The organism is Pseudomonas sp. GW821-FHT02A08, assembly GCF_059422045.1.
Genome location: NZ_JBWKWD010000005.1, coordinates 181,322 through 200,254 on the forward strand (window position 1 = coordinate 181,322; position 18,933 = coordinate 200,254).

The window sequence follows — 18,933 nt, forward strand, 5'->3', positions numbered from 1 at the left end:
CGGAGCAAGCCCGCTCCCACAGGAGACCGCATTCCAGTGTGGGAGCGGGCTTGCTCGCGAAGGCGTCAGTCAAACCACTGAAAGATTTCAGGGATACTCCAGCACCGCCTTGATCTGCCGCAGATTACGCTCGATCCAACCGCGATCAATCGCCCCCCACTCGCGAATCCGATAGCGCCCCGCATGGTTGCGCGCACCTTCCTCCTGCTCGAACTCACAAATGATGTCCAGATCCGCCAGCGCCGCGATGGTGTCCTGTGCCGTGCGCCGGGGCATGCCGGTGACCTCGGTCAGCGTCGGGACGCTGCTGGCCAGCCCGCTGTCGATCAGGTACGCCACGTACAACCGGCGGTAGAAGCTGCTCTTGGTCTTGCTCACGTCCATCTGATGCTCCTTATAAGATCGCAGCCTGCGGCAGCGCCTACAGATCCCGCCACGTCAGGTACACCCGCACATCAAATTCCACCTGGTGATAACCCGGCAGCATGTGCTCGCACAGTTTGTAGAATGCCTTGTTGTGGTCCGATTCCTTGAAGTGCGCCAGCTCATGCACCACGATCATTTTCAGGAATTCGGAAGGCGCTTCCTTGAACAGCGAAGCGATGCGGATTTCTTTCTTGGACTTGAGCTTGCCACCCTGCACCCGGGAGATCGTGGTGTGCAGGCCAAGGGCACGGTGGGTCAGGTCCAGACGGTTGTCGAACAGCACCTTGTCGATGGCCGGGGCATTACGCAGGTATTCCTGCTTGAGGTCCAGGGCATAGGTGTACAGCGCCTTGTCGCTCTGCACCCCGTGTTTTTGCGGGTAACGCTGGCTCAGGTAATCGCCCAGCCGACCGTCGGCGATCAGCTGGCGCACCTGATCCTGCAGGGTAGCGGGATAAGCCTGGAGATATTTCAACGCGGTCATCGGGGCGGCATTACAGGTCACTAAAAGGTCGCCAGTGTAGCGAATTCAGCGAGCCAGCGCGCTCCAGTCAAACGGCTGGACAAAGGCCCCCGTGTCTTCGGCCATCATCGGCCGGGCTACCAGAAAACCTTGCACATACTCACAGCCATTGGCTTGCAACCATTCATACTGCGCGACGGTCTCCACCCCTTCGGCAATCACCAGCATCCCGAACTGCTTACACAGGTCGATCACACTGCGCACCAGCGCCGCATCCTTTGCCGACTCCGGCAGCCGGGCGATCAAATGACGGTCGATCTTGAGGGTATCCAGCGCCAGGTCGCGCAAGTGGCTCAGGGAACAAGGGCCGGCCCCGAAGTCATCCAATGCCACTCGTACGCCCAGACTGTGCAGCAGGCGCAATTGCTTGCGGGCTTCTTCGGGGTTGTGCGTCAAGGCCTCTTCCGTGACCTCGACTTCCAGATGATGCGGTTGCAGGCCATGGCGCTCCAGCACCTGGCGCAACTCGGTGACCAGATTGGGCAAGCCGAACTGCGTACTGCTCAAGCTGACGCCGAGCACCAGGTCCTCGGCAAACAGGGATTCCCAGGCTTTGCGTTGCCCGGCGCCGCGATGGTAGATCCAGCTGCCCAGGCGACTGATCAGCCGCGCTTCCTCCAGCAATGGCAAAAACAGCCCTGGAGGGACATCGCCAACGCTCGGATGCTGCCAGCGCAGCAAGGCCTCGAAGCCACGAATCCGCCCGTCGGCAATCGCAACCTGAGGCTGATACACCAGATTGAAATCCCGGTTCTCAATGGCCGTGCGAACACTTTCTTCCAGCATCAGCCGCGTGCGCGCCCGGCCGTTCATTTCGTGATCGTAGAAGCGATACTGCTGGCGGCCGGCACGCTTGGCTTCATACATGGCGATATCGGCCGCCCGAAGCATCCCGTCGAGATTGGCCCCACAATCCGGGAACGTGGCAATGCCGATGCTGGCACCCAGAGCGATATCGAGGCCGTCGATCTGCTGACAGATCGACACTCGCTCAATGAGCTTCTCGGCAATCTTCGCCGCCTGCTCGGGGAACTCCAGATCCAGCAGCGCGGTGAATTCGTCGCCGCCTATCCGCGCCAGGATGTCGAAGGGCCGCAGACAAGCCTTCAACTGTTCGGAAACCCAGCGCAGCACCCGATCGCCGGCATCGTGCCCGAGGGAATCATTGACTCGCTTGAAGCCGTCGAGGTCCAGGTACATCAAGACCCAGGAACTGTCGGATCGCTCACCGCGCAGCAGCAGGTTCTCTACGGTCTGGTAGAAACCCCGGCGGTTGAGCAATCCGCTCAGCGGATCGGTGACCGCCTGAAATTCCAGTTGCTGATGCAGATGGCGCACCACCGACATGTCCAGCACGGTCACGACCATCGCGTGTTGCTCGGCGGGCAATGGCGCGCAGGACAAGGCCACCGGCACCTGCTGGCCGGGCGCGGTTCGCAGCTGGGCATCGTGCAGGCGCAGGGTTTCGCCGCGTTTGTATCCGGCAAGCAACTCGGAATCGGCCCAGATCGGGATATGCGGTTTTTGCAGGTAGTCCAGAAACTCCTTGCCTTGCAGTTCCTGCACAGGGGCATTGAGCAACCGTGAGATCGCCGGATTGGCAAATCGAATCAGACCGTCCTCTCCCAATACCAGAATGCCTTCGGCCGCGTTTTCCAGCACCGACGCATTAAAGGCACGGGCGGCTTCCAGATCATGACTCAGGCGCTGCAGGGCCCGGCGGTTACGCTGGTGTTCAAGCAACGCCTGGACCTTGGGGGTAAAGACCTGTGGGTCGAACGGTTTGAACAGGTAATCCACCGCACCACTGGCATAGCCCTTGATCACGGCGTCCTGGGACTGTTCGTTGGCGGTCAGGAAAATGATCGGCGTCAGACGGGTCCGCTGGCTACCGCGCATCAGGCGCGCCACTTCATAACCGTCCATGCCCGGCATCTGCACGTCCAGCAGCACCAGGTCTATATCGTGTTCAAGCAATAAGCCGAGGGCCTCGAAGCCCGAGGTGGCAGTAATGACCCGCCAGCCCTGGCGCTGCAACAACGCGCGCATGCTGATCAGGTTTTCAGGGTAATCGTCGACGACTAAAAGGGTTGAGCCGCCTTCTACTGGCGTGGGTTGCGCGCATTCCATGCTGCTTCTCTAATTGCGGGGTGTCAGGCCGGTTTCTCGTGAAAACCGGACAAATACTGTGCTTTCACTCTAGACCCCGTTCTGCGAAAGCAGAAGGTGTCAGTGAGCCATCATTTAATCATTGTGTCTTTTTACCGACTAACGGTCGAATGCTCAGTCCGATGAAAACCCGGAAGCTGGCATTTCGACAGGATGTTGACGTCAACCACCCGTCAGGCGGGCATTAACAAAATGTCCCGCTACGATTATAAAGGCCGCCCCAAAGGTGCGGTCTAGAGCTTCTGGCACCCCCGTGCAGCATCAATCAAGTGGAAGAACCGACATGATCGATCTCGCAACATGGAACCTCAGCGTTCCCGTCGGCAGCCCGCCGTACACCGTCGAAACCGCCAAATTGGTGGACGGCTTCAAGGATCAATACTTCCATTCCGACACCGGCACATTGTTTTTCTGGTCGCCCGTGACCGGCTCCCGTACCGAAAACGCGATTTATCCACGCACCGAATTGCGTGAAACCTACAGCAACGGCACGTTGAAAAACTGGTATTACCCGGAGGCCGACAATTTGTTGTATGCCACTCTGGCAGTAAATCAGGTGCCGAGTTCCGGGAAGATCGTCATTGGCCAGATCCATGCCTATCAAAGCCAGAAACCCCTGGTGAAGGTCGAATACCAATACAAAACCAGTACAGGCACCGGCAATATCGTCGCCAAGGTCCGTATGCATCCCTATGACGATACAAGCCGGGTGATCATCGTTGCGACGGGGGTGAAACTCGACCAGGAGTTCAACTACCTCATTCACCTCAGCCCCGGTGGCGCCTTGGGCATCAGCGCGGCAGGTTATCAATGGGATACGCAAATCAGCGAAACCTGGCGCGACAAACCGCTGTACTTCAAGGCCGGGGTCTATGTACAGGACAACACCGGGTACACCACTGAAGGCGGCAAAGTGACCTTCAGCAAGCTGGATATCGATCACAATCAATGATGTCGAGGCACCGTTGACCCTGTGGGAGCGGGCTTGCTCGCGAAGGCGTAATGTCAGGCAACATTAACGTTGAATGACACACCGCTTTCGCGAGCAAGCCCGCTCCCACACTGACCGCGTCGATGATGGATCATCGCCCACAAAAAACCCGCCTTTCGGCGGGTTTTTTATTGATGAAGCTCAACGCCCGGTCTTAGTTGACCTTGGCGTTCAACTCACCTTTCAGGTAACGCTGATACATGCCTTCCAGCGAGATCGCCTTGATCTTCGAAGCGTTGCCGGCAGTGCCGAAGGCTTCGTAGCGAGCGATACACACGTCGCGCATGGCGGTGACAGTGGCGCCGAAGAACTTACGCGGGTCGAACTCGCTCGGGTTGGTGGCCATCAGGCGACGCATTGCGCCAGTGGATGCCAGACGCAGGTCGGTGTCGATGTTGACCTTGCGCACGCCGTGCTTGATGCCTTCGACGATTTCTTCAACCGGTACGCCGTAGGTTTCCTTGATGTCGCCGCCGTACTGGTTGATGATCGCCAGCCACTCTTGCGGAACCGAAGACGAACCGTGCATCACCAGGTGAGTGTTCGGAATACGCTTGTGGATCTCTTTGATACGGTCGATCGCCAACACGTCGCCGGTAGGCGGCTTGGTGAACTTGTAGGCGCCGTGGCTAGTGCCGATGGCGATGGCCAGGGCATCGACCTGAGTGCGTTTTACGAAGTCAGCAGCTTCTTCCGGGTCGGTCAGCATCTGGCTGTGATCCAGAACGCCTTCGGCGCCGATGCCGTCTTCTTCACCGGCCATGCCGGTTTCCAGCGAACCCAGGCAGCCCAACTCGCCTTCTACCGAAACACCGCAGGCGTGAGCCATGGCCACGGTCTGCTGGGTCACGCGCACGTTGTAGTCGTAGTCGGTCGGGGTCTTGCCGTCTTCGCCCAGAGAACCGTCCATCATCACCGAGCTGAAGCCCAGTTGAATGGAGCGCTGGCAGACGTCAGGGCTGGTGCCGTGGTCCTGGTGCATACACACCGGGATGTGGGGGAACTCTTCGATGGCTGCCAGGATCAGGTGACGCAGGAACGGTGCGCCGGCGTATTTGCGAGCACCGGCCGAAGCCTGGACGATCACCGGGGAGTCAGTCTTGTCAGCGGCTTCCATGATGGCGCGCATCTGCTCAAGGTTGTTGACGTTGAAGGCTGGAACGCCGTAGCCGAACTCGGCTGCGTGGTCCAGCATCTGGCGCATGCTGATAAGTGCCATTGTGTGTGTCTCTCCCGGTTGAGGGTCGTTAATCGTGCCAGCCTGCCGGAGCGGCGGCGGCTATTCAAGTTATTGCAGATCGGGGGTTAGGCCCGGGCTGCGAATTCGGGTGATGCCAATATCTCAACAACTGCACAGAACCCTTGTGGGAGCGGGCTTGCTCCGGGCGGCGTTCCGACGAATGCGGCTCAACATTCAACATCTATGCAAGCTGATCCACCGCTTTCGTCGGAACGCCGCCCGGAGCAAGCCCGCTCCCACATTTGGATCTCTGTACGTCAAATCAATCGTGTTACCCAGCCTTACAGCCACGGCCGATCAAATCATTGGTGGCGACCCAGTAAACCAGGCCTTCCTCACCTTTTATGTGAAACGCCAGCATGTCATTGCTGTACAGCGAACCCGATGCACCCGGTTCCTGCTTCAGGCGGTAGACCTGATCGGCACCGCCCAGGCGCACGTCGACTTCCCTAAGGCTGTCGTCGGTGTAGCGCCACAGCACTTTGGCCTGGCTGTCGCAGGTCCAGGTGGTCCAGTTATCCACAGGTGCGGACGACTGGAACGGGTTCAACTGATTCATCTGAGCACAACCGGCCAACAGCGCCAGCGCCGTAACGGCGATAAAACCTTTCATCCGTGTCCCTCGACTGGCGGCGCACGCCGCCAGCCCTGAGTAATGAGTCAGACCCGTCAAGGGCAGCCATGTTCCTTGGCGGGTGTCTGGGTCTCGTATTTGTCCAGGCCCTCGGGCCCGGAGCGCTTGTTGAGCACCGGATTGGTTTCGGCCTGCCAGTCGGCCTGGTAGCAGCCTTTTTCCGACTCGGACGGCGCCGGTTCCGCAGTGGCCTTCGGGTTACTCCCGCACGCCGCCAGCGAACCCGCGACGATCAACAGCGCTAACGTCTTGACCATTTCAACACTCCCTGCCTGGTCAAACGGGCGACCCTCAGGCCTTGGCCCGGCTTTCCAGGACTTCAACGGCTGGCAGCACTTTGCCTTCAACGAATTCGAGGAACGCGCCACCGCCGGTAGAAATGTAGGAGATCTGCTCGGCCACGCCATATTTGTCGATGGCAGCCAGGGTGTCGCCACCGCCGGCAATGGAGAACGCCGCGCTGTCTGCGATGGCCTGGGCCAGCACTTTGGTGCCATTGCCGAACTGGTCGAATTCAAACACACCGACCGGACCGTTCCACAGAATGGTTTGCGACGACTTCAGCAGTTCGGCGAAGTTGGCGGCGGTCTGCGGGCCGATGTCCAGGATCATGTCGTCGGCAGCGACGTCAGCGATCAGCTTGACGGTCGCAGCGGCGGTTTCGGCGAATTCCTTGGCAACCACCACGTCCACTGGCAGCGGCACGCTGACCTTGGCGGCGATGGCGCGAGCAGTGTCCAGCAAGTCCGGCTCGTACAGGGATTTGCCGACCGGGTGACCGGCAGCGGCCAGGAAGGTGTTGGCAATACCGCCGCCAACGATCAACTGGTCGCAGATCTGGCTCAGGCTGTTCAGCACGTCGAGTTTGGTCGACACCTTGGAGCCGGCGACGATGGCTGCCATTGGCTGGGCCGGGGCGCCCAGGGCTTTGCCCAGTGCGTCCAGTTCAGCGGCCAGCAGCGGGCCCGCGGCAGCGACTTTGGCGAACTTGGCCACGCCGTGGGTCGAACCCTCGGCACGGTGAGCGGTGCCGAAGGCGTCCATCACGAACACGTCGCACAGGGCGGCGTATTGCCGGGCCAGTTCGTCGGCGTTCTTTTTCTCGCCTTTGTTGAAGCGCACGTTTTCGAACAGCACGATGTCGCCGGCTTTCACGTCGACGCCGCCCAGGTAGTCAGCCACCAGTGGCACCTCGCGGCCCAAGGCCTTGCTCAGGTAGTCGGCAACCGGCTTGAGGCTGTTCTCGGCCGAGAACTCGCCTTCGGTCGGACGGCCAAGGTGCGAGCAGACCATCACGGCCGCGCCTTTTTCCAGGGCCAGCTTGATGGTCGGCAGCGAGGCCAGGATACGCGCATCGCTGGTGACTACACCGTCCTTGACTGGGACGTTGAGGTCTTCGCGGATCAATACGCGCTTACCTTGCAGATCGAGGTCGGACATCTTCAACACGGTCATGGGTCGCACTTCCTACGGTTTTTTTGAAGTTGCTGTTTGCAGATAGTGTTCTGCAACGTCCAGCATTCGGTTGGCAAAACCCCATTCGTTGTCGAACCAGGCCAGGATGTTCACCAGCCGTGGGCCGGAAACGCGGGTCTGACTGGCATCGACGATCGCCGAATGTGGGTCATGGTTGAAATCACAGCTTGCGTGAGGTAACTCGGTATAAGCCAGAAGGCCTTTGAGCGGGCCGCTGGTGGCGGCTTCGCGCAGGATCCGGTTGACCTCGGTGGCGTCGGTCGCGGTGGCGGTCTGCATCGTGATATCGAGGCAGGACACGTTGACCGTCGGCACCCGCACGGCTTTGGCCTGAATTCGTCCGGCAAGTTCCGGCAGCAGGCGTTCGATACCACGCGCCAGACCGGTGGACACCGGAATCACCGACTGGAACGCCGAACGGGTACGGCGCAGGTCTTCGTGGTGATAGGCATCGATGACCGGCTGATCGTTCATCGCCGAGTGAATGGTGGTGATCGACACGTAATCCAGACCAATGGCCTGGTTCAGCAGGCGCAACAGCGGCACGCCGCAGTTGGTGGTGCAGGACGCGTTGGACACCAGCAACTCGTCGCCAGTCAGGCAATCCTGGTTCACGCCGTAGACGATGGTCGCGTCGACGTCCGTCTCGCTGGCCATCGGCTGGGAAAACAGCACACGCGGGGCGCCGGCGTCGAGGAAACGCTGGCCGTCTTCGCGAGTGTGATAAGCGCCGGAGCACTCCAGCACCAGATCGACGCCCAGGGACGCCCAATCGATGCCTTCGGGGGTGGCACTGCGCAGGACCTTCACGCAGTCGCCATTGATATGCAGACAATCGCCTTCGACTTTCACCTCACCGGGAAAACGCCCGTGGGTGGAGTCGAAACGTGTCAGGTATTCGATGCTGGCCATGTCCGCCAGATCGTTGATCGCGACAATCTCGAACCCGGCCTTTTCGCCTCGCTCGAACAACGCACGCAAGACGCAACGACCAATCCGGCCGTAGCCGTTGAGTGCAACTTTGTAAGGACGCGGTTGAGGCATGGGGTTCTCGATTACCGTGGTGAATCCGTTAGTGCGATGGCGTCCGGGCTATCGCTTTCGCGAGCAAGCCCGCTCCCACATTGGGTCAGAGTTGTGAACACTGTCTGTGTCACACAACAAATCCCCTGTGGGAGCGGGCTTGCTCGCGAAGACGTCAGTCCAGACGACATCTTTTCTGGATCAGTCTTCCAGCAGCTCTTCAGCCTGACCCAGGATGTTTTCCAGGGTGAAGCCGAACTCTTCGAACAAGGCCGGCGCAGGTGCCGACTCGCCGTAGGTGGTCATGCCGATCACGCGACCTTCCAGGCCCACGTACTTGTACCAGTAGTCCGCATGGGAAGCCTCGATGGCGATACGGGCGCTGACCTGCAACGGCAAGACCGATTGCTTGTAGCCGGCGTCCTGGGCATCGAACACGCTGGTGCACGGCATGGAAACCACGCGAACCTTGCGGCCCTGCTCGGTCAGCTTGTCGTAAGCCTGAACCGCCAGACCCACTTCGGAACCGGTGGCGATCAGAATCAGCTCAGGTTCGCCTGCGCAGTCCTTCAACACGTAACCGCCACGGGCGATCTCTTCGATCTGAATCGCATTGCGGGTTTGGTGCTGCAGGTTCTGACGGGAGAAGATCAGGGCCGAAGGACCGTCCTTGCGCTCCAGTGCGGACTTCCAGCTCACTGCCGATTCAACGGCGTCGGCCGGACGCCAGGTGTCGAGGTTCGGCGTGCAGCGCAGGCTGGCCAGTTGCTCGATTGGCTGGTGAGTCGGGCCGTCTTCGCCCAGACCGATGGAGTCGTGGGTGTAGACGTGGATCACACGCTGCTTCATCAGGGCCGACATGCGCACTGCGTTGCGGGCATATTCCATGAACATCAGGAAAGTCGCGCCGTAAGGCACCAGGCCGCCGTGCAGGGCGACGCCGTTCATGATCGCGGTCATGCCGAACTCGCGCACGCCGTAGTACATGTAGTTGCCGCTGGCGTCTTCGGCGGTAACGCCTTTGCAGCCTTTCCACAGGGTCAGGTTGGAACCGGCCAGGTCAGCCGAACCGCCGAGGAACTCAGGCAGCAGCGGGCCGAACGCGTTCAGGGCGTTCTGGCTGGCTTTACGGCTGGCGATGGTTTCGCCTTTGGCAGCCACTTCGGCGATGTAGGCCGAGGCTTTTTCACTGAAGTCAGCCGGCAGGTCACCGCTCAGACGACGCACCAGTTCGTTGGCTTCGGCCGGGAATGCTGCGGAGTAGGCAGCGAAACGCTGATCCCACTCGGCTTCCACGGCGCGACCGGCTTCCTTGGCGTCCCACTCGGCGTAGATATCGGCCGGGATTTCGAACGGACCGTGATTCCATTTCAGCGCCGCACGGGTCAGGGCAATTTCCGCGTCGCCCAGTGGGGCGCCGTGGCAATCTTCCTTGCCTTGCTTGTTCGGCGAACCGAAACCGATGGTGGTCTTGCAGCAGATCAGGGTTGGCTGATCGCTTTTGCGTGCAGTGTCGATCGCCGTCTTGATCTCTTCCGGGTCGTGACCGTCGACATTGCGGATCACTTGCCAGTTGTAGGACTCAAAACGCTTTGGCGTGTCGTCGGTGAACCAGCCTTCGACTTCGCCATCGATGGAGATGCCGTTGTCATCGTAGAAGGCGATCAGTTTGCCCAGGCCCAGGGTACCGGCCAGGGAAGCGACTTCGTGGGAAATGCCTTCCATCATGCAGCCATCACCCAGGAACACATAGGTGTGGTGGTCGACGATGTTGTGGCCAGGACGGTTGAACTGCGCTGCCATGACTTTTTCAGCCAGGGCAAAGCCCACGGCGTTGGCCAGGCCCTGACCCAGTGGACCGGTGGTGGTTTCTACGCCCGGGGTGTAGCCGAGTTCCGGGTGGCCCGGGGTACGGCTGTGCAGTTGACGGAACTGCTTGAGGTCGTCGATCGACAGGTCGTAGCCGGTCAGGTGCAGCAGCGAGTAGATCAGCATCGAGCCGTGGCCGTTGGACAGCACGAAGCGGTCACGATCGGCGAACGATGGATTGCTCGGGTTGTGCTTGAGGTAGTCGCGCCAAAGTACCTCGGCGATATCCGCCATACCCATCGGGGCACCGGGATGGCCGCTGTTGGCTTTTTGCACGGCATCCATGCTGAGGGCACGAATGGCGTTGGCACGCTCACGACGGCTAGGCATCGCTGTTCTCCTGGGGGCTTGAATAAAACGAAACGGAAAAAAGGCGAGCATTTTCCCTCACCGGGACGCTTCGGGGCAATGACAGATAGTCATCTGAAGGCGTTTTTCCAATGGATAACGACGGTTTCGCTTGATGAAACCTTTCCGCCATCCGTTTGTTGACAGAAGCTAACGTCAAGAAGTGCCATCTATCGAGCAATATCAAAACTTTTTGATATTGCTCTTGCGATGCCTTCGGCCCGTGACTAGACTGCCGGCCTTATGAATTTACGCGTGCCCTCCATTCAACATGACGATTGCGATGAGCTGGCAGCCTTGTGCAAGGCTGGCGGCGATCCTCTGCGGTTGAATGTATTGCGCGCACTGGCCAACGACTCGTTCGGCGTACTGGAACTGGCGCAGATCTTCGGCATCGGCCAGTCAGGCATGAGCCACCACCTCAAGGTACTGGCCCAGGCCGACCTGGTGGCGACGCGCCGCGAAGGCAACGCGATTTTCTACCGTCGCGCCCTGCCCCACACCGAACTGCTGGGCGGCAAACTACACGCAGCACTGCTCGAAGAAGTGGACAACCTGACGCTGCCGGCCGACGTTCAGTCGCGCATCGCACAGGTCCATGGGCAACGGGCGGCCGCCAGCCAGGACTTTTTCTCACGGGTGGCGGAGAAGTTTCGCGCCCAGCAAGACTTGATCGCCGGCCTGCCGCAATACCGCGAAAGCGTGGTGGCCCTGCTCGACAAACTGAGCTTCGACAAAGACGCCACGGCCATTGAAGTCGGCCCCGGAGACGGCGCATTCCTGCCGGAACTGGCGCGCCGCTTCGCGCAAGTCACGGCGCTGGACAACAGCAGCGCGATGCTCGAACTGGCGCGCCAGGTGTGCGATCGCGACAAGCTGACTAACGTTAGCCTGCAACTGGCCGATGCATTGAACGGCGTCAGCCTCAAGGCCGATTGCGTTGTACTGAACATGGTGCTGCACCATTTTGCCGCGCCGGCCGATGCGCTCAAGCACATGGCCAATTTGCTGCAATCAGGCGGTAGCCTGCTAGTGACAGAGTTATGTAGCCACAACCAGAGTTGGGCCAAGGAGGCCTGCGGTGATCTCTGGCTGGGGTTTGAACAGGACGATCTGGCCCGTTGGGCCACCGCTGCGGGACTCGTTCCCGGGGAAAGCCTCTATGTAGGCTTACGTAATGGTTTCCAGATCCAGGTCCGCCATTTTCAGCGACCGGCTGGCGACACTCACCATCGGTAATTTCAGGAAAACATCGAGATGAGCGAATACTCCCTTTTCACCTCCGAGTCCGTGTCTGAAGGGCATCCGGACAAAATCGCCGACCAGATTTCTGATGCGGTGCTGGACGCCATCATTGCTGAAGACAAGTTCGCCCGTGTGGCGTGCGAGACTCTGGTGAAAACGGGCGTGGCGATCATCGCCGGCGAAGTCACTACTTCGGCCTGGGTTGACCTGGAGCAGATCGTTCGTGACGTGATCACCAACATCGGCTACACCAGTTCCGACGTTGGCTTCGACGGCGCGACCTGCGGCGTGATGAACATCATCGGCAAGCAGTCCCCAGACATCAACCAGGGTGTCGACCGTGCCAAGCCTGAAGATCAGGGCGCCGGCGACCAGGGTCTGATGTTCGGCTACGCCAGCAATGAAACCGACGTGCTGATGCCTGCACCGATCACTTTCTCGCACCAGCTTGTGCAAAGGCAAGCCGAGGCCCGTAAATCCGGCCTGCTGCCTTGGCTGCGCCCGGACGCCAAGTCGCAAGTGACCTGCCGTTATGAAAACGGCAAGGTTGTCGGTATCGACGCCGTCGTTCTGTCGACCCAGCACAACCCTGAAGTGTCGTACAACGACCTGCGCGAAGGCGTAATGGAGCTGATCGTCAAGCACGTGCTGCCTGCCGAACTGTTGAGCAAGGACACCCAGTTCCACATCAACCCGACCGGCCAGTTCATCATCGGCGGCCCGGTGGGTGACTGCGGCCTGACCGGTCGCAAGATCATCGTCGACAGCTACGGCGGCATGGCCCGTCACGGCGGTGGCGCGTTCTCCGGTAAAGATCCATCGAAGGTTGACCGTTCGGCGGCCTACGCCGGTCGTTATGTGGCCAAGAACATCGTTGCCGCCGGCCTGGCCGAGCGTTGCGAGATCCAGGTGTCCTACGCGATCGGTGTTGCCCAGCCGACTTCGATCTCGCTGAACACCTTCGGCACCGGCAAGATCAGCGATGACAAGATCGTCAAACTGGTTCGCGAAGTGTTCGACCTGCGTCCATACGCGATCACCACCATGCTCGACCTGCTGCACCCGATGTATCAGGAAACCGCTGCGTACGGCCACTTCGGCCGCACCCCGGCGACCAAGACCGTGGGTGACGACACCTTCACCACGTTCACCTGGGAAAAAACCGACCGCGCCGACGCCCTGCGTTCTGCTGCCGGCCTGTAAGACTTCCCCGCAACACCCCAAGCCCCGCACGGTTCGCGCCTTGCGGGGCTTTTTATTGGCTTGCGCTTGAGACCGCGTCGCGGCCTTCGCGGGCAAGCCCGCTCCCACAGGGGTTTGAGTTGGTCAGAACACCAGCGTCTACTGTGGGAGCGAGCTTGCTCGCGATGAGGCCAGTGCAACCACCAGAAATACCCGGCAAAACACCCCCTGTCCGCACCACCCCATACTGACCTAGCCTTCACGCACCTCACCGAGCAAGGACGCTCAAGATGCTTCCCGACCTGCGCCTGTTTTTCGCCACCCTGCTGACCCTTGCCTGTCTGAATGCCAGCGCCGCCGAGTGCCCGGACTGGCCACCCGAACGCGCCTTGATTGAAGTCAATAAACTGCAACAACAAATCGACCGCTGGGACGACAGCTATCACCGCCAGGGACGCTCACTGGTCGCCGATGAACTCTACGACCAGTCCCGCGCGCAACTCACCCAATGGCGCCACTGCTTCAACCTGAGCCCGTCCGCAGACCCCTTGCGCACTGCACGCGGCACGCTGCCCCACCCGATCGCCCACACCGGCCTGGACAAACTGCACGATCGGCCCGCCGTGGAAAACTGGCTGCGTGACCGGGTGGACGTTTGGGTCCAGCCTAAAATCGATGGCGTGGCGGTGACCCTGGTTTATCGTAACGGCCTGCTGACCCAGGCAATCAGCCGAGGCGACGGCGAGAGCGGTCAGGACTGGACCGCTCCTGCACGGCAGATTCCGGGCATCCCGCAACGGCTATCGCAGGCCCGGGACTTGATCGTGCAAGGCGAACTGTATTGGCGCCTGACCGATCACGTGCAGGCCAGAGCCGGCAGCCTCAATGCTCGTAGCTCGGTGGCCGGCCTGATGGCACGCAAGGTCTTGAGCGCCGAACAGGCCGCCAACATCGACTTGTTTGTGTGGGACTGGCCCCAGGGGCCGGCGAGCGTGCCCGAGCGTGCAGCGGCGTTGACTGCGCTGGGTTTCCCCAGTACTACGGCATACAGCCAGCCCATTGCCTCCATCGTCGATGCCGAACGCTGGCGCGAGCACTGGTATGGCTCCCCCCTGCCTTTTGCCAGCGACGGTATCGTCCTGCGCCAGAACCAGCGCCCAGCCGCCGAACGCTGGCAGGCCAGGTCACCCTACTGGGCCATCGCCTGGAAATACCCCTTCGCCCAGGCTCTGGCCGAAGTCCGCCAGGTTCACTTCAAAATCGGCCGGACCGGACGGATCACTCCGGTACTTGAATTGGCCCCGGTGCAGCTCGATGACCGGCAGATCAAACACGTCAGCGTCGGTTCGTTGCAACGCTGGCAGGCGCTGGACATACGTCCGGGCGATCAGGTCGCCATCAGCCTGGCCGGGCTGACCATACCCAGGCTCGATAGCGTTGTATTGCGCAGCAGCGTACGCGCCGAATTGAACGCGCCGCTGGCAGAGGACTTTCATCCATTGAGTTGCTGGCAGCCGACTCCGGGCTGTGAGAGCCAGTTTCTCGCGCGTCTGACCTGGCTCAGCAGCAAACAAGGCCTGGCGCTGCCCAATGTGGGTCCGGGGACTTGGGAAAGACTTCTTGCAACAGGTCGCCTGAAAGGTCTGCTGGATTGGTTGACCCTCGATACCCAAGAGCTTGCTACCATTGACGGTTTCGGCGAGCGCAGTGCGGCTCGTCTTGCAGACGGCTTCAATCAGGCCCGGCAACGACCGTTCGCACACTGGCTCAAAGCCTTGGGATTACCGCCGACAGGCCAGGCGCATCTCGGCGACTCATGGCAGGTACTGGCGCAGCGTGACATCGAACAATGGCGGGCCGAGGCCGGTATCGGGCCAGGGCGCGCGGCGCAACTGAGCGCTTTTTTCCGCGATCCGCAGGTCCTGGCCTTGAGTGAAACGTTACGTGATGCGGGGATTGACGGCTTTTAGCTGCCAGCCCTGCGCCCACCGGGAACCCCATGGGACCGCTGGGCTCCAACAAGCCATTGCCACACTGGCCTGCTTGCTTTCCTACATGGAGCTTTTATGAAATTTCTTTCACCGCTCGCCCTGTTGACCCTTTGCAGCGTGCTGGCCACCCCGTTGATGGCGGACGAGGAAGCGCCTGGGCTGACCGGTTGTGCGGCCAAGAAGCAAGGCATCGTCAACCAGATCGAACTGGCCAAGGTCCACGGTAACGCCGACCAGCAGGCAGGCCTGGAAAAAGCCCTGAGTGAAGTCGAAGCCAACTGCACCGACGCCTCGCTGAAGAAAGAACGGGAAAACAAGGTGCTCGACGCCAGGCACGAAGTCAGCACGCGTCAGGCGGACCTCGACAAGGCCATGAAAAAAGGCGACCCCGACAGGATCAACAAGCGCAAAGACAAACTCGCCGATGCTCGCAAGGAATTGCAGGACGCATTGGATGAGCTGGATAAGTAAGAACAGATAACGAACATAGATTTCGGTGTTGCCGATGCAGCCTTCGCGAGCAAGCCCGCTCCCACATTGGTTCTTCAGTGAACACAACATTTGTGCCAACCGAAATTCAATGTGGGAGCGGGCTTGCTCGCGAAGACGTCAGACCGAACAACATCAATCAATGATCCCGAAACGCCTTATGACAAGCACTGCAAGCATCTTCGACTTTCTGCACCGCCGGCCCCAGGTTGCTGGCCTTGTAGGGTTGAACCTGGCTGGCGATCACCAATTCACCGGTGGCGCTTTCAAGGTCGCGGGCCATTGCCTGAAAGCGTGTCTGTTGCTCCCAGACATCGCTCTTGGCGCTGGTGTGATCTTCCTCGCGCACTTGCGGAAAATGTTGCCACGGCTCACGGGACAACGCATCGAGCTTCACCGCGCCCTCGGCGAACTTCGGACCATCGAACGCAATGCGCCCACGCAACATGCCGCCCAGGTCTTCGCCAGTCTTGAGCATCTGCTTGAAAATGGCCTTGCGTTGGCCGAGCGGCGAGTTGGGGTCGACACCGCCACAAGCGGTCAACGTCAGGCAGGCCAGCAATACAACAGAAAGTCTTTTAAGAGTCATGGTGGCTTCAGGTCACGGGAAACGGCGGCCAGTATCCTCGCGTCATCGGCAAAGACCAATAGCCCTATTATCAACAAGGGTTGCTTGAGCACATGGAGCGCTCAGGCAACCGGCAAAGGAATCACTCCATGAATAGCTGTTTCAAGGCTTGGCGTCACAGCCTGGCCTGGACCCTGCCGATGGTGGCCCTGCTCGCAGGCTGCACCGGTGGCGACAAACAACAACCGAAAACCCACGCCCTGGCCACCTACTCCAGCGCCACATGGGAGGCGCTGCCGGCTGTGTCCGACAGCGACCTGGTCGCCGGTTTCGGATCGTGGCGCAGCGCCTGCACCCGACTCAAGGCCGACCCGGTCTGGGGTGGCACCTGCGCCGCAGCTGCCAACGTGCCGCAAACCGCCAGCGACATTCGTGGCTTTCTCAAACAGAACCTCGATGTCTATGGCCTGCGCGCCGCCAACGACAACCCCAACGGCTTGATCACTGGTTACTACGAACCGGTTTACCCCGGCAGTCTGACCCAGACCGGCGTTGCGAATGTCCCGGTCTATGGCGTCCCCGAAGACATGATCATCGTCGCCCTCGACAGCATTTACCCGGAACTCAAGGGCAAGCGCCTGCGCGGGCGACTCGAAGGTCGCGTGCTCAAGCCGTACGACGATGCGGCAACCATCGAGAGCAAAGGGGTCAAGGCGCCGGTCGTGGCCTGGCTGACCGATCCGATGAACCTGCAGTTCCTGCAAATCCAGGGTTCGGGCCGTATCCAGCTCGACAGTGGTCGCCAGTTGCGCATTGCCTACGCCGATCAGAACGGCCATCCGTATCGACCGATCGGCCGCTGGCTGGTGGAACAGGGAGAGTTGAAAAAAGAGGACGTGACCATGGGCGCCATCAGCACCTGGGCCAAGGCCAATCCGTCGCGCATTCCCGAACTGCTCGGCAGCAACCCCAGCTATGTGTTCTTCACCCGCAACCCGGACAGCAACGAAGGTCCGCGCGGCTCGCTGAACGTACCATTGACCGCCGGTTACAGCGCGGCGGTGGATCGCAAGGTGATTCCGCTGGGCAGCCTGTTGTGGCTGTCCACCACCAGACCGGACGGCACGGCCCTGGTGCGCCCCGTGGCAGCACAGGACACCGGCGGCGCCATTGCCGGCGAGGTTCGGGCGGATCTGTTCTGGGGCACCGGCGATGCGGCCGGGCAACTGGCCGGGGACATGAAACAGCAAGGGCAGATCTGGATGCTCTGGCCCAAAGGTGCGGTGTTGCCGCAAGTGCCGCAGGTGGCGGATGCGGTCAAAGCCAATCCTTGAGTCCCGCATCGCCTGACAGACAGCTTTCGCGAGCAAGCCCGCTCCCATACTGGATCACCGTCGAACACAGATTTTGTGTCCGCTGAAAATCAAAATGTGGGAGCGGGCTTGCCCGCGAAGAGGTCGTCAAGAACCCTGAAGATCTGTCAGACCGACACCACAAAAAAACTCACGACCAACGCCATCCCCACGAACCACATCAACGACCGCAGCGTCGCCCAGTCCGCCAGGTAGCAAATGATGTAGAGCAGGCGGCTTGTAATGAACAACACGGCCATCACGTTGATCGTCACCAGTTCGGCATTGCCGGCCAGATGCGCCACGATCACCGCCGCAGCGAACGCCGGGGTCACCTCAAAGCTGTTCAGTTGCGCCGCATTCGCGCGCCTGCCCAAACCTTCCAGCGAATCGAGAAAGTCCCGGGGATCATGGTTGTCTCTCAACCTGAACCCGCCACTGATCTTGGCCACGCCCACACACACATACGGCAGGAAAATCGCGATCAAAATGCACCACAGAGCAACCGTCATAAAGCAGTCCCTTCTTCACGTTTCAGAACAGTCAAGATTTCATGACCAATATACCGATCAGCACCAGCCCACAGGCCAGGAGGCGCGGCCCGCCAAAAGGTTCTTTCAGGTAACGCATGCCAAACAGCACCACCAGGATCACACTGATCTCGCGCAACGCCGCCGCTTCTGCGATCGAGCCCAATTGCATCGCCCACAGCACCAGAGCGTAGCTGAACAACACGCAGAACCCGACGGCCAGGCCCAATCGCCACTGCTCGCGCCAGAACAACATGAACGCCGGTCGTTTGCGCACCAACGCCAACAGCGGAAACGGCCAGGCACTGAGCAAGGTGACCCAGACCAGGTAATCCAGTGGATGGGACCAGCGCCGCAGTGCCTGCCCGTCGATGTAGGTGTAGCAACCGATGCACAGGCCGATCAGCGCCACCACCGGCAACATCGACCACGGCAAACGCGCACCGCCGCCGCCCTGCCAGAGCAGGCACAACATGCCGAACGGGATCAGCAGGATGCCGAAAATCTGCTGATGGGTCAGTACTTCCCCGGCAAAGATCAGCGTCAGCGCCAGCACCACCAACGGTGACAGGCCACGCATCAATGGATAGACCAGGCCGAGGTCGCCGACCCGATAGGCCTGGATCAGCAAATAGCGATAGAGCAACTCGAACGCCGCCGACGCCAGGATCCACGGCCAGATCTCCAGTGGTGGCACGCTCAGGAAAGGCAGCATCAGCGCGACAAAGAGCAGCGCCACGCTGTCCATGCAGGCCACCACCAACAGTCGCTCCGCACTGAACTTGATCAGGGTATTCCACGCCGCATGCAACAGCGCCGCCACCAACACCAACGCCGTCGCAAGCACGGCCTACTCCTTTTGTTGTCTCCACGATCC

18 protein-coding genes are annotated in these 18,933 nt (G+C 60.5%); 6 read left to right on the forward strand and 12 right to left on the reverse strand.

Features of this window, described 5'->3' with window-relative positions; all coding sequences use genetic code 11:
* Nucleotides 1–87: 87 nt before the first annotated feature.
* The 3 genes from AC07W4_RS06020 to AC07W4_RS06030 are packed head-to-tail and all read right to left on the reverse strand — an operon-like array spanning nucleotide 88 to nucleotide 3,079.
* Nucleotides 88–384 carry a winged helix-turn-helix domain-containing protein gene (locus AC07W4_RS06020; RefSeq protein WP_008050237.1) on the reverse strand — a complete coding sequence of 99 codons (297 nt, stop codon included), beginning with the start codon at nucleotides 382–384 and terminating at the stop codon, nucleotides 88–90.
* Nucleotides 385–421: 37 nt separating this feature from the next.
* Nucleotides 422–910 carry a M48 metallopeptidase family protein gene (locus AC07W4_RS06025; protein ID WP_495031832.1) on the reverse strand — a complete coding sequence of 163 codons (489 nt, stop codon included), beginning with the start codon at nucleotides 908–910 and terminating at the stop codon, nucleotides 422–424.
* Nucleotides 911–955: 45 nt separating this feature from the next.
* On the reverse strand, nucleotides 956–3,079 hold the full coding sequence (locus AC07W4_RS06030; protein WP_495031833.1) for a putative bifunctional diguanylate cyclase/phosphodiesterase: 2,124 nt from the start codon (nucleotides 3,077–3,079) through the stop codon (nucleotides 956–958).
* Between the two features lie 322 nt (nucleotides 3,080–3,401).
* On the opposite strand from AC07W4_RS06030, the gene AC07W4_RS06035 reads away from it, so the two are divergent.
* The gene (locus tag AC07W4_RS06035; RefSeq protein ID WP_495031834.1) at nucleotides 3,402–4,070 is read left to right on the forward strand and encodes a polysaccharide lyase family 7 protein; all 669 of its coding nucleotides are present in this window, start codon (nucleotides 3,402–3,404) and stop codon (nucleotides 4,068–4,070) included.
* 193 nt (nucleotides 4,071–4,263) lie between these two features.
* Here AC07W4_RS06035 and fba read toward each other — a convergent pair whose 3' ends face one another.
* The 6 genes from fba to tkt form a co-directional block, all read right to left on the reverse strand.
* A complete protein-coding gene (gene fba / locus AC07W4_RS06040) occupies nucleotides 4,264–5,328 on the reverse strand; it encodes a class II fructose-bisphosphate aldolase (protein ID WP_007981624.1) in 1,065 nt (354 codons plus the stop codon).
* 292 nt (nucleotides 5,329–5,620) lie between these two features.
* Entirely contained in the window at nucleotides 5,621–5,962 is a 342-nt protein-coding gene (locus tag AC07W4_RS06045) for an MliC family protein (RefSeq protein WP_495031835.1), read from the reverse strand.
* 56 nt (nucleotides 5,963–6,018) lie between these two features.
* Nucleotides 6,019–6,240 (reverse strand): hypothetical protein, encoded by a 222-nt coding sequence (locus AC07W4_RS06050; protein WP_495031836.1) that lies wholly within the window; start codon nucleotides 6,238–6,240, stop codon nucleotides 6,019–6,021.
* Nucleotides 6,241–6,274: 34 nt separating this feature from the next.
* Nucleotides 6,275–7,438, reverse strand: coding sequence for a phosphoglycerate kinase (locus AC07W4_RS06055; protein ID WP_495031837.1), 1,164 nt, complete (start codon nucleotides 7,436–7,438; stop codon nucleotides 6,275–6,277).
* 12 nt (nucleotides 7,439–7,450) lie between these two features.
* Nucleotides 7,451–8,503, reverse strand: coding sequence for an erythrose-4-phosphate dehydrogenase (gene epd / locus AC07W4_RS06060; protein ID WP_057716543.1), 1,053 nt, complete (start codon nucleotides 8,501–8,503; stop codon nucleotides 7,451–7,453).
* Nucleotides 8,504–8,683: 180 nt separating this feature from the next.
* Nucleotides 8,684–10,681 carry a transketolase gene (gene tkt, locus AC07W4_RS06065; protein WP_495031838.1) on the reverse strand — a complete coding sequence of 666 codons (1,998 nt, stop codon included), beginning with the start codon at nucleotides 10,679–10,681 and terminating at the stop codon, nucleotides 8,684–8,686.
* Nucleotides 10,682–10,942: 261 nt separating this feature from the next.
* On the opposite strand from tkt, the gene AC07W4_RS06070 reads away from it, so the two are divergent.
* From AC07W4_RS06070 to AC07W4_RS06085, 4 genes are all read left to right on the forward strand, one after another.
* A complete protein-coding gene (locus AC07W4_RS06070) occupies nucleotides 10,943–11,938 on the forward strand; it encodes an ArsR/SmtB family transcription factor (RefSeq protein WP_008050250.1) in 996 nt (331 codons plus the stop codon).
* Nucleotides 11,939–11,956: 18 nt separating this feature from the next.
* Nucleotides 11,957–13,147 (forward strand): methionine adenosyltransferase, encoded by a 1,191-nt coding sequence (gene metK, locus AC07W4_RS06075; protein WP_008050251.1) that lies wholly within the window; start codon nucleotides 11,957–11,959, stop codon nucleotides 13,145–13,147.
* Nucleotides 13,148–13,416: 269 nt separating this feature from the next.
* Nucleotides 13,417–15,096, forward strand: a complete 1,680-nt coding sequence (gene ligB, locus AC07W4_RS06080; RefSeq protein WP_495031839.1) for an NAD-dependent DNA ligase LigB — start codon at nucleotides 13,417–13,419, stop codon at nucleotides 15,094–15,096.
* A 96-nt stretch (nucleotides 15,097–15,192) separates the two neighbouring features.
* Nucleotides 15,193–15,588: a DUF1090 domain-containing protein gene (locus AC07W4_RS06085; RefSeq protein ID WP_495031840.1), complete on the forward strand. Its 396-nt coding sequence runs from the start codon at nucleotides 15,193–15,195 to the stop codon at nucleotides 15,586–15,588.
* Nucleotides 15,589–15,745: 157 nt separating this feature from the next.
* On the opposite strand, the gene AC07W4_RS06090 is transcribed toward AC07W4_RS06085, so the two are convergent.
* Complete coding sequence (locus tag AC07W4_RS06090) at nucleotides 15,746–16,195, reverse strand: c-type cytochrome (RefSeq protein WP_495031841.1); 450 nt, start codon at nucleotides 16,193–16,195, stop codon at nucleotides 15,746–15,748.
* A gap of 128 nt (nucleotides 16,196–16,323) precedes the next feature.
* Here AC07W4_RS06090 and mltA point away from each other — a divergent pair, with 128 nt between their 5' ends.
* Nucleotides 16,324–17,508: a murein transglycosylase A gene (gene mltA, locus AC07W4_RS06095; RefSeq protein ID WP_495031842.1), complete on the forward strand. Its 1,185-nt coding sequence runs from the start codon at nucleotides 16,324–16,326 to the stop codon at nucleotides 17,506–17,508.
* Between the two features lie 146 nt (nucleotides 17,509–17,654).
* Here mltA and AC07W4_RS06100 read toward each other — a convergent pair whose 3' ends face one another.
* Nucleotides 17,655–18,038, reverse strand: coding sequence for an MAPEG family protein (locus AC07W4_RS06100; RefSeq protein ID WP_495031843.1), 384 nt, complete (start codon nucleotides 18,036–18,038; stop codon nucleotides 17,655–17,657).
* 31 nt (nucleotides 18,039–18,069) lie between these two features.
* Nucleotides 18,070–18,903: an EamA family transporter gene (locus tag AC07W4_RS06105; protein ID WP_008050259.1), complete on the reverse strand. Its 834-nt coding sequence runs from the start codon at nucleotides 18,901–18,903 to the stop codon at nucleotides 18,070–18,072.
* Between the last annotated feature and the right edge of the window lie 30 nt (nucleotides 18,904–18,933).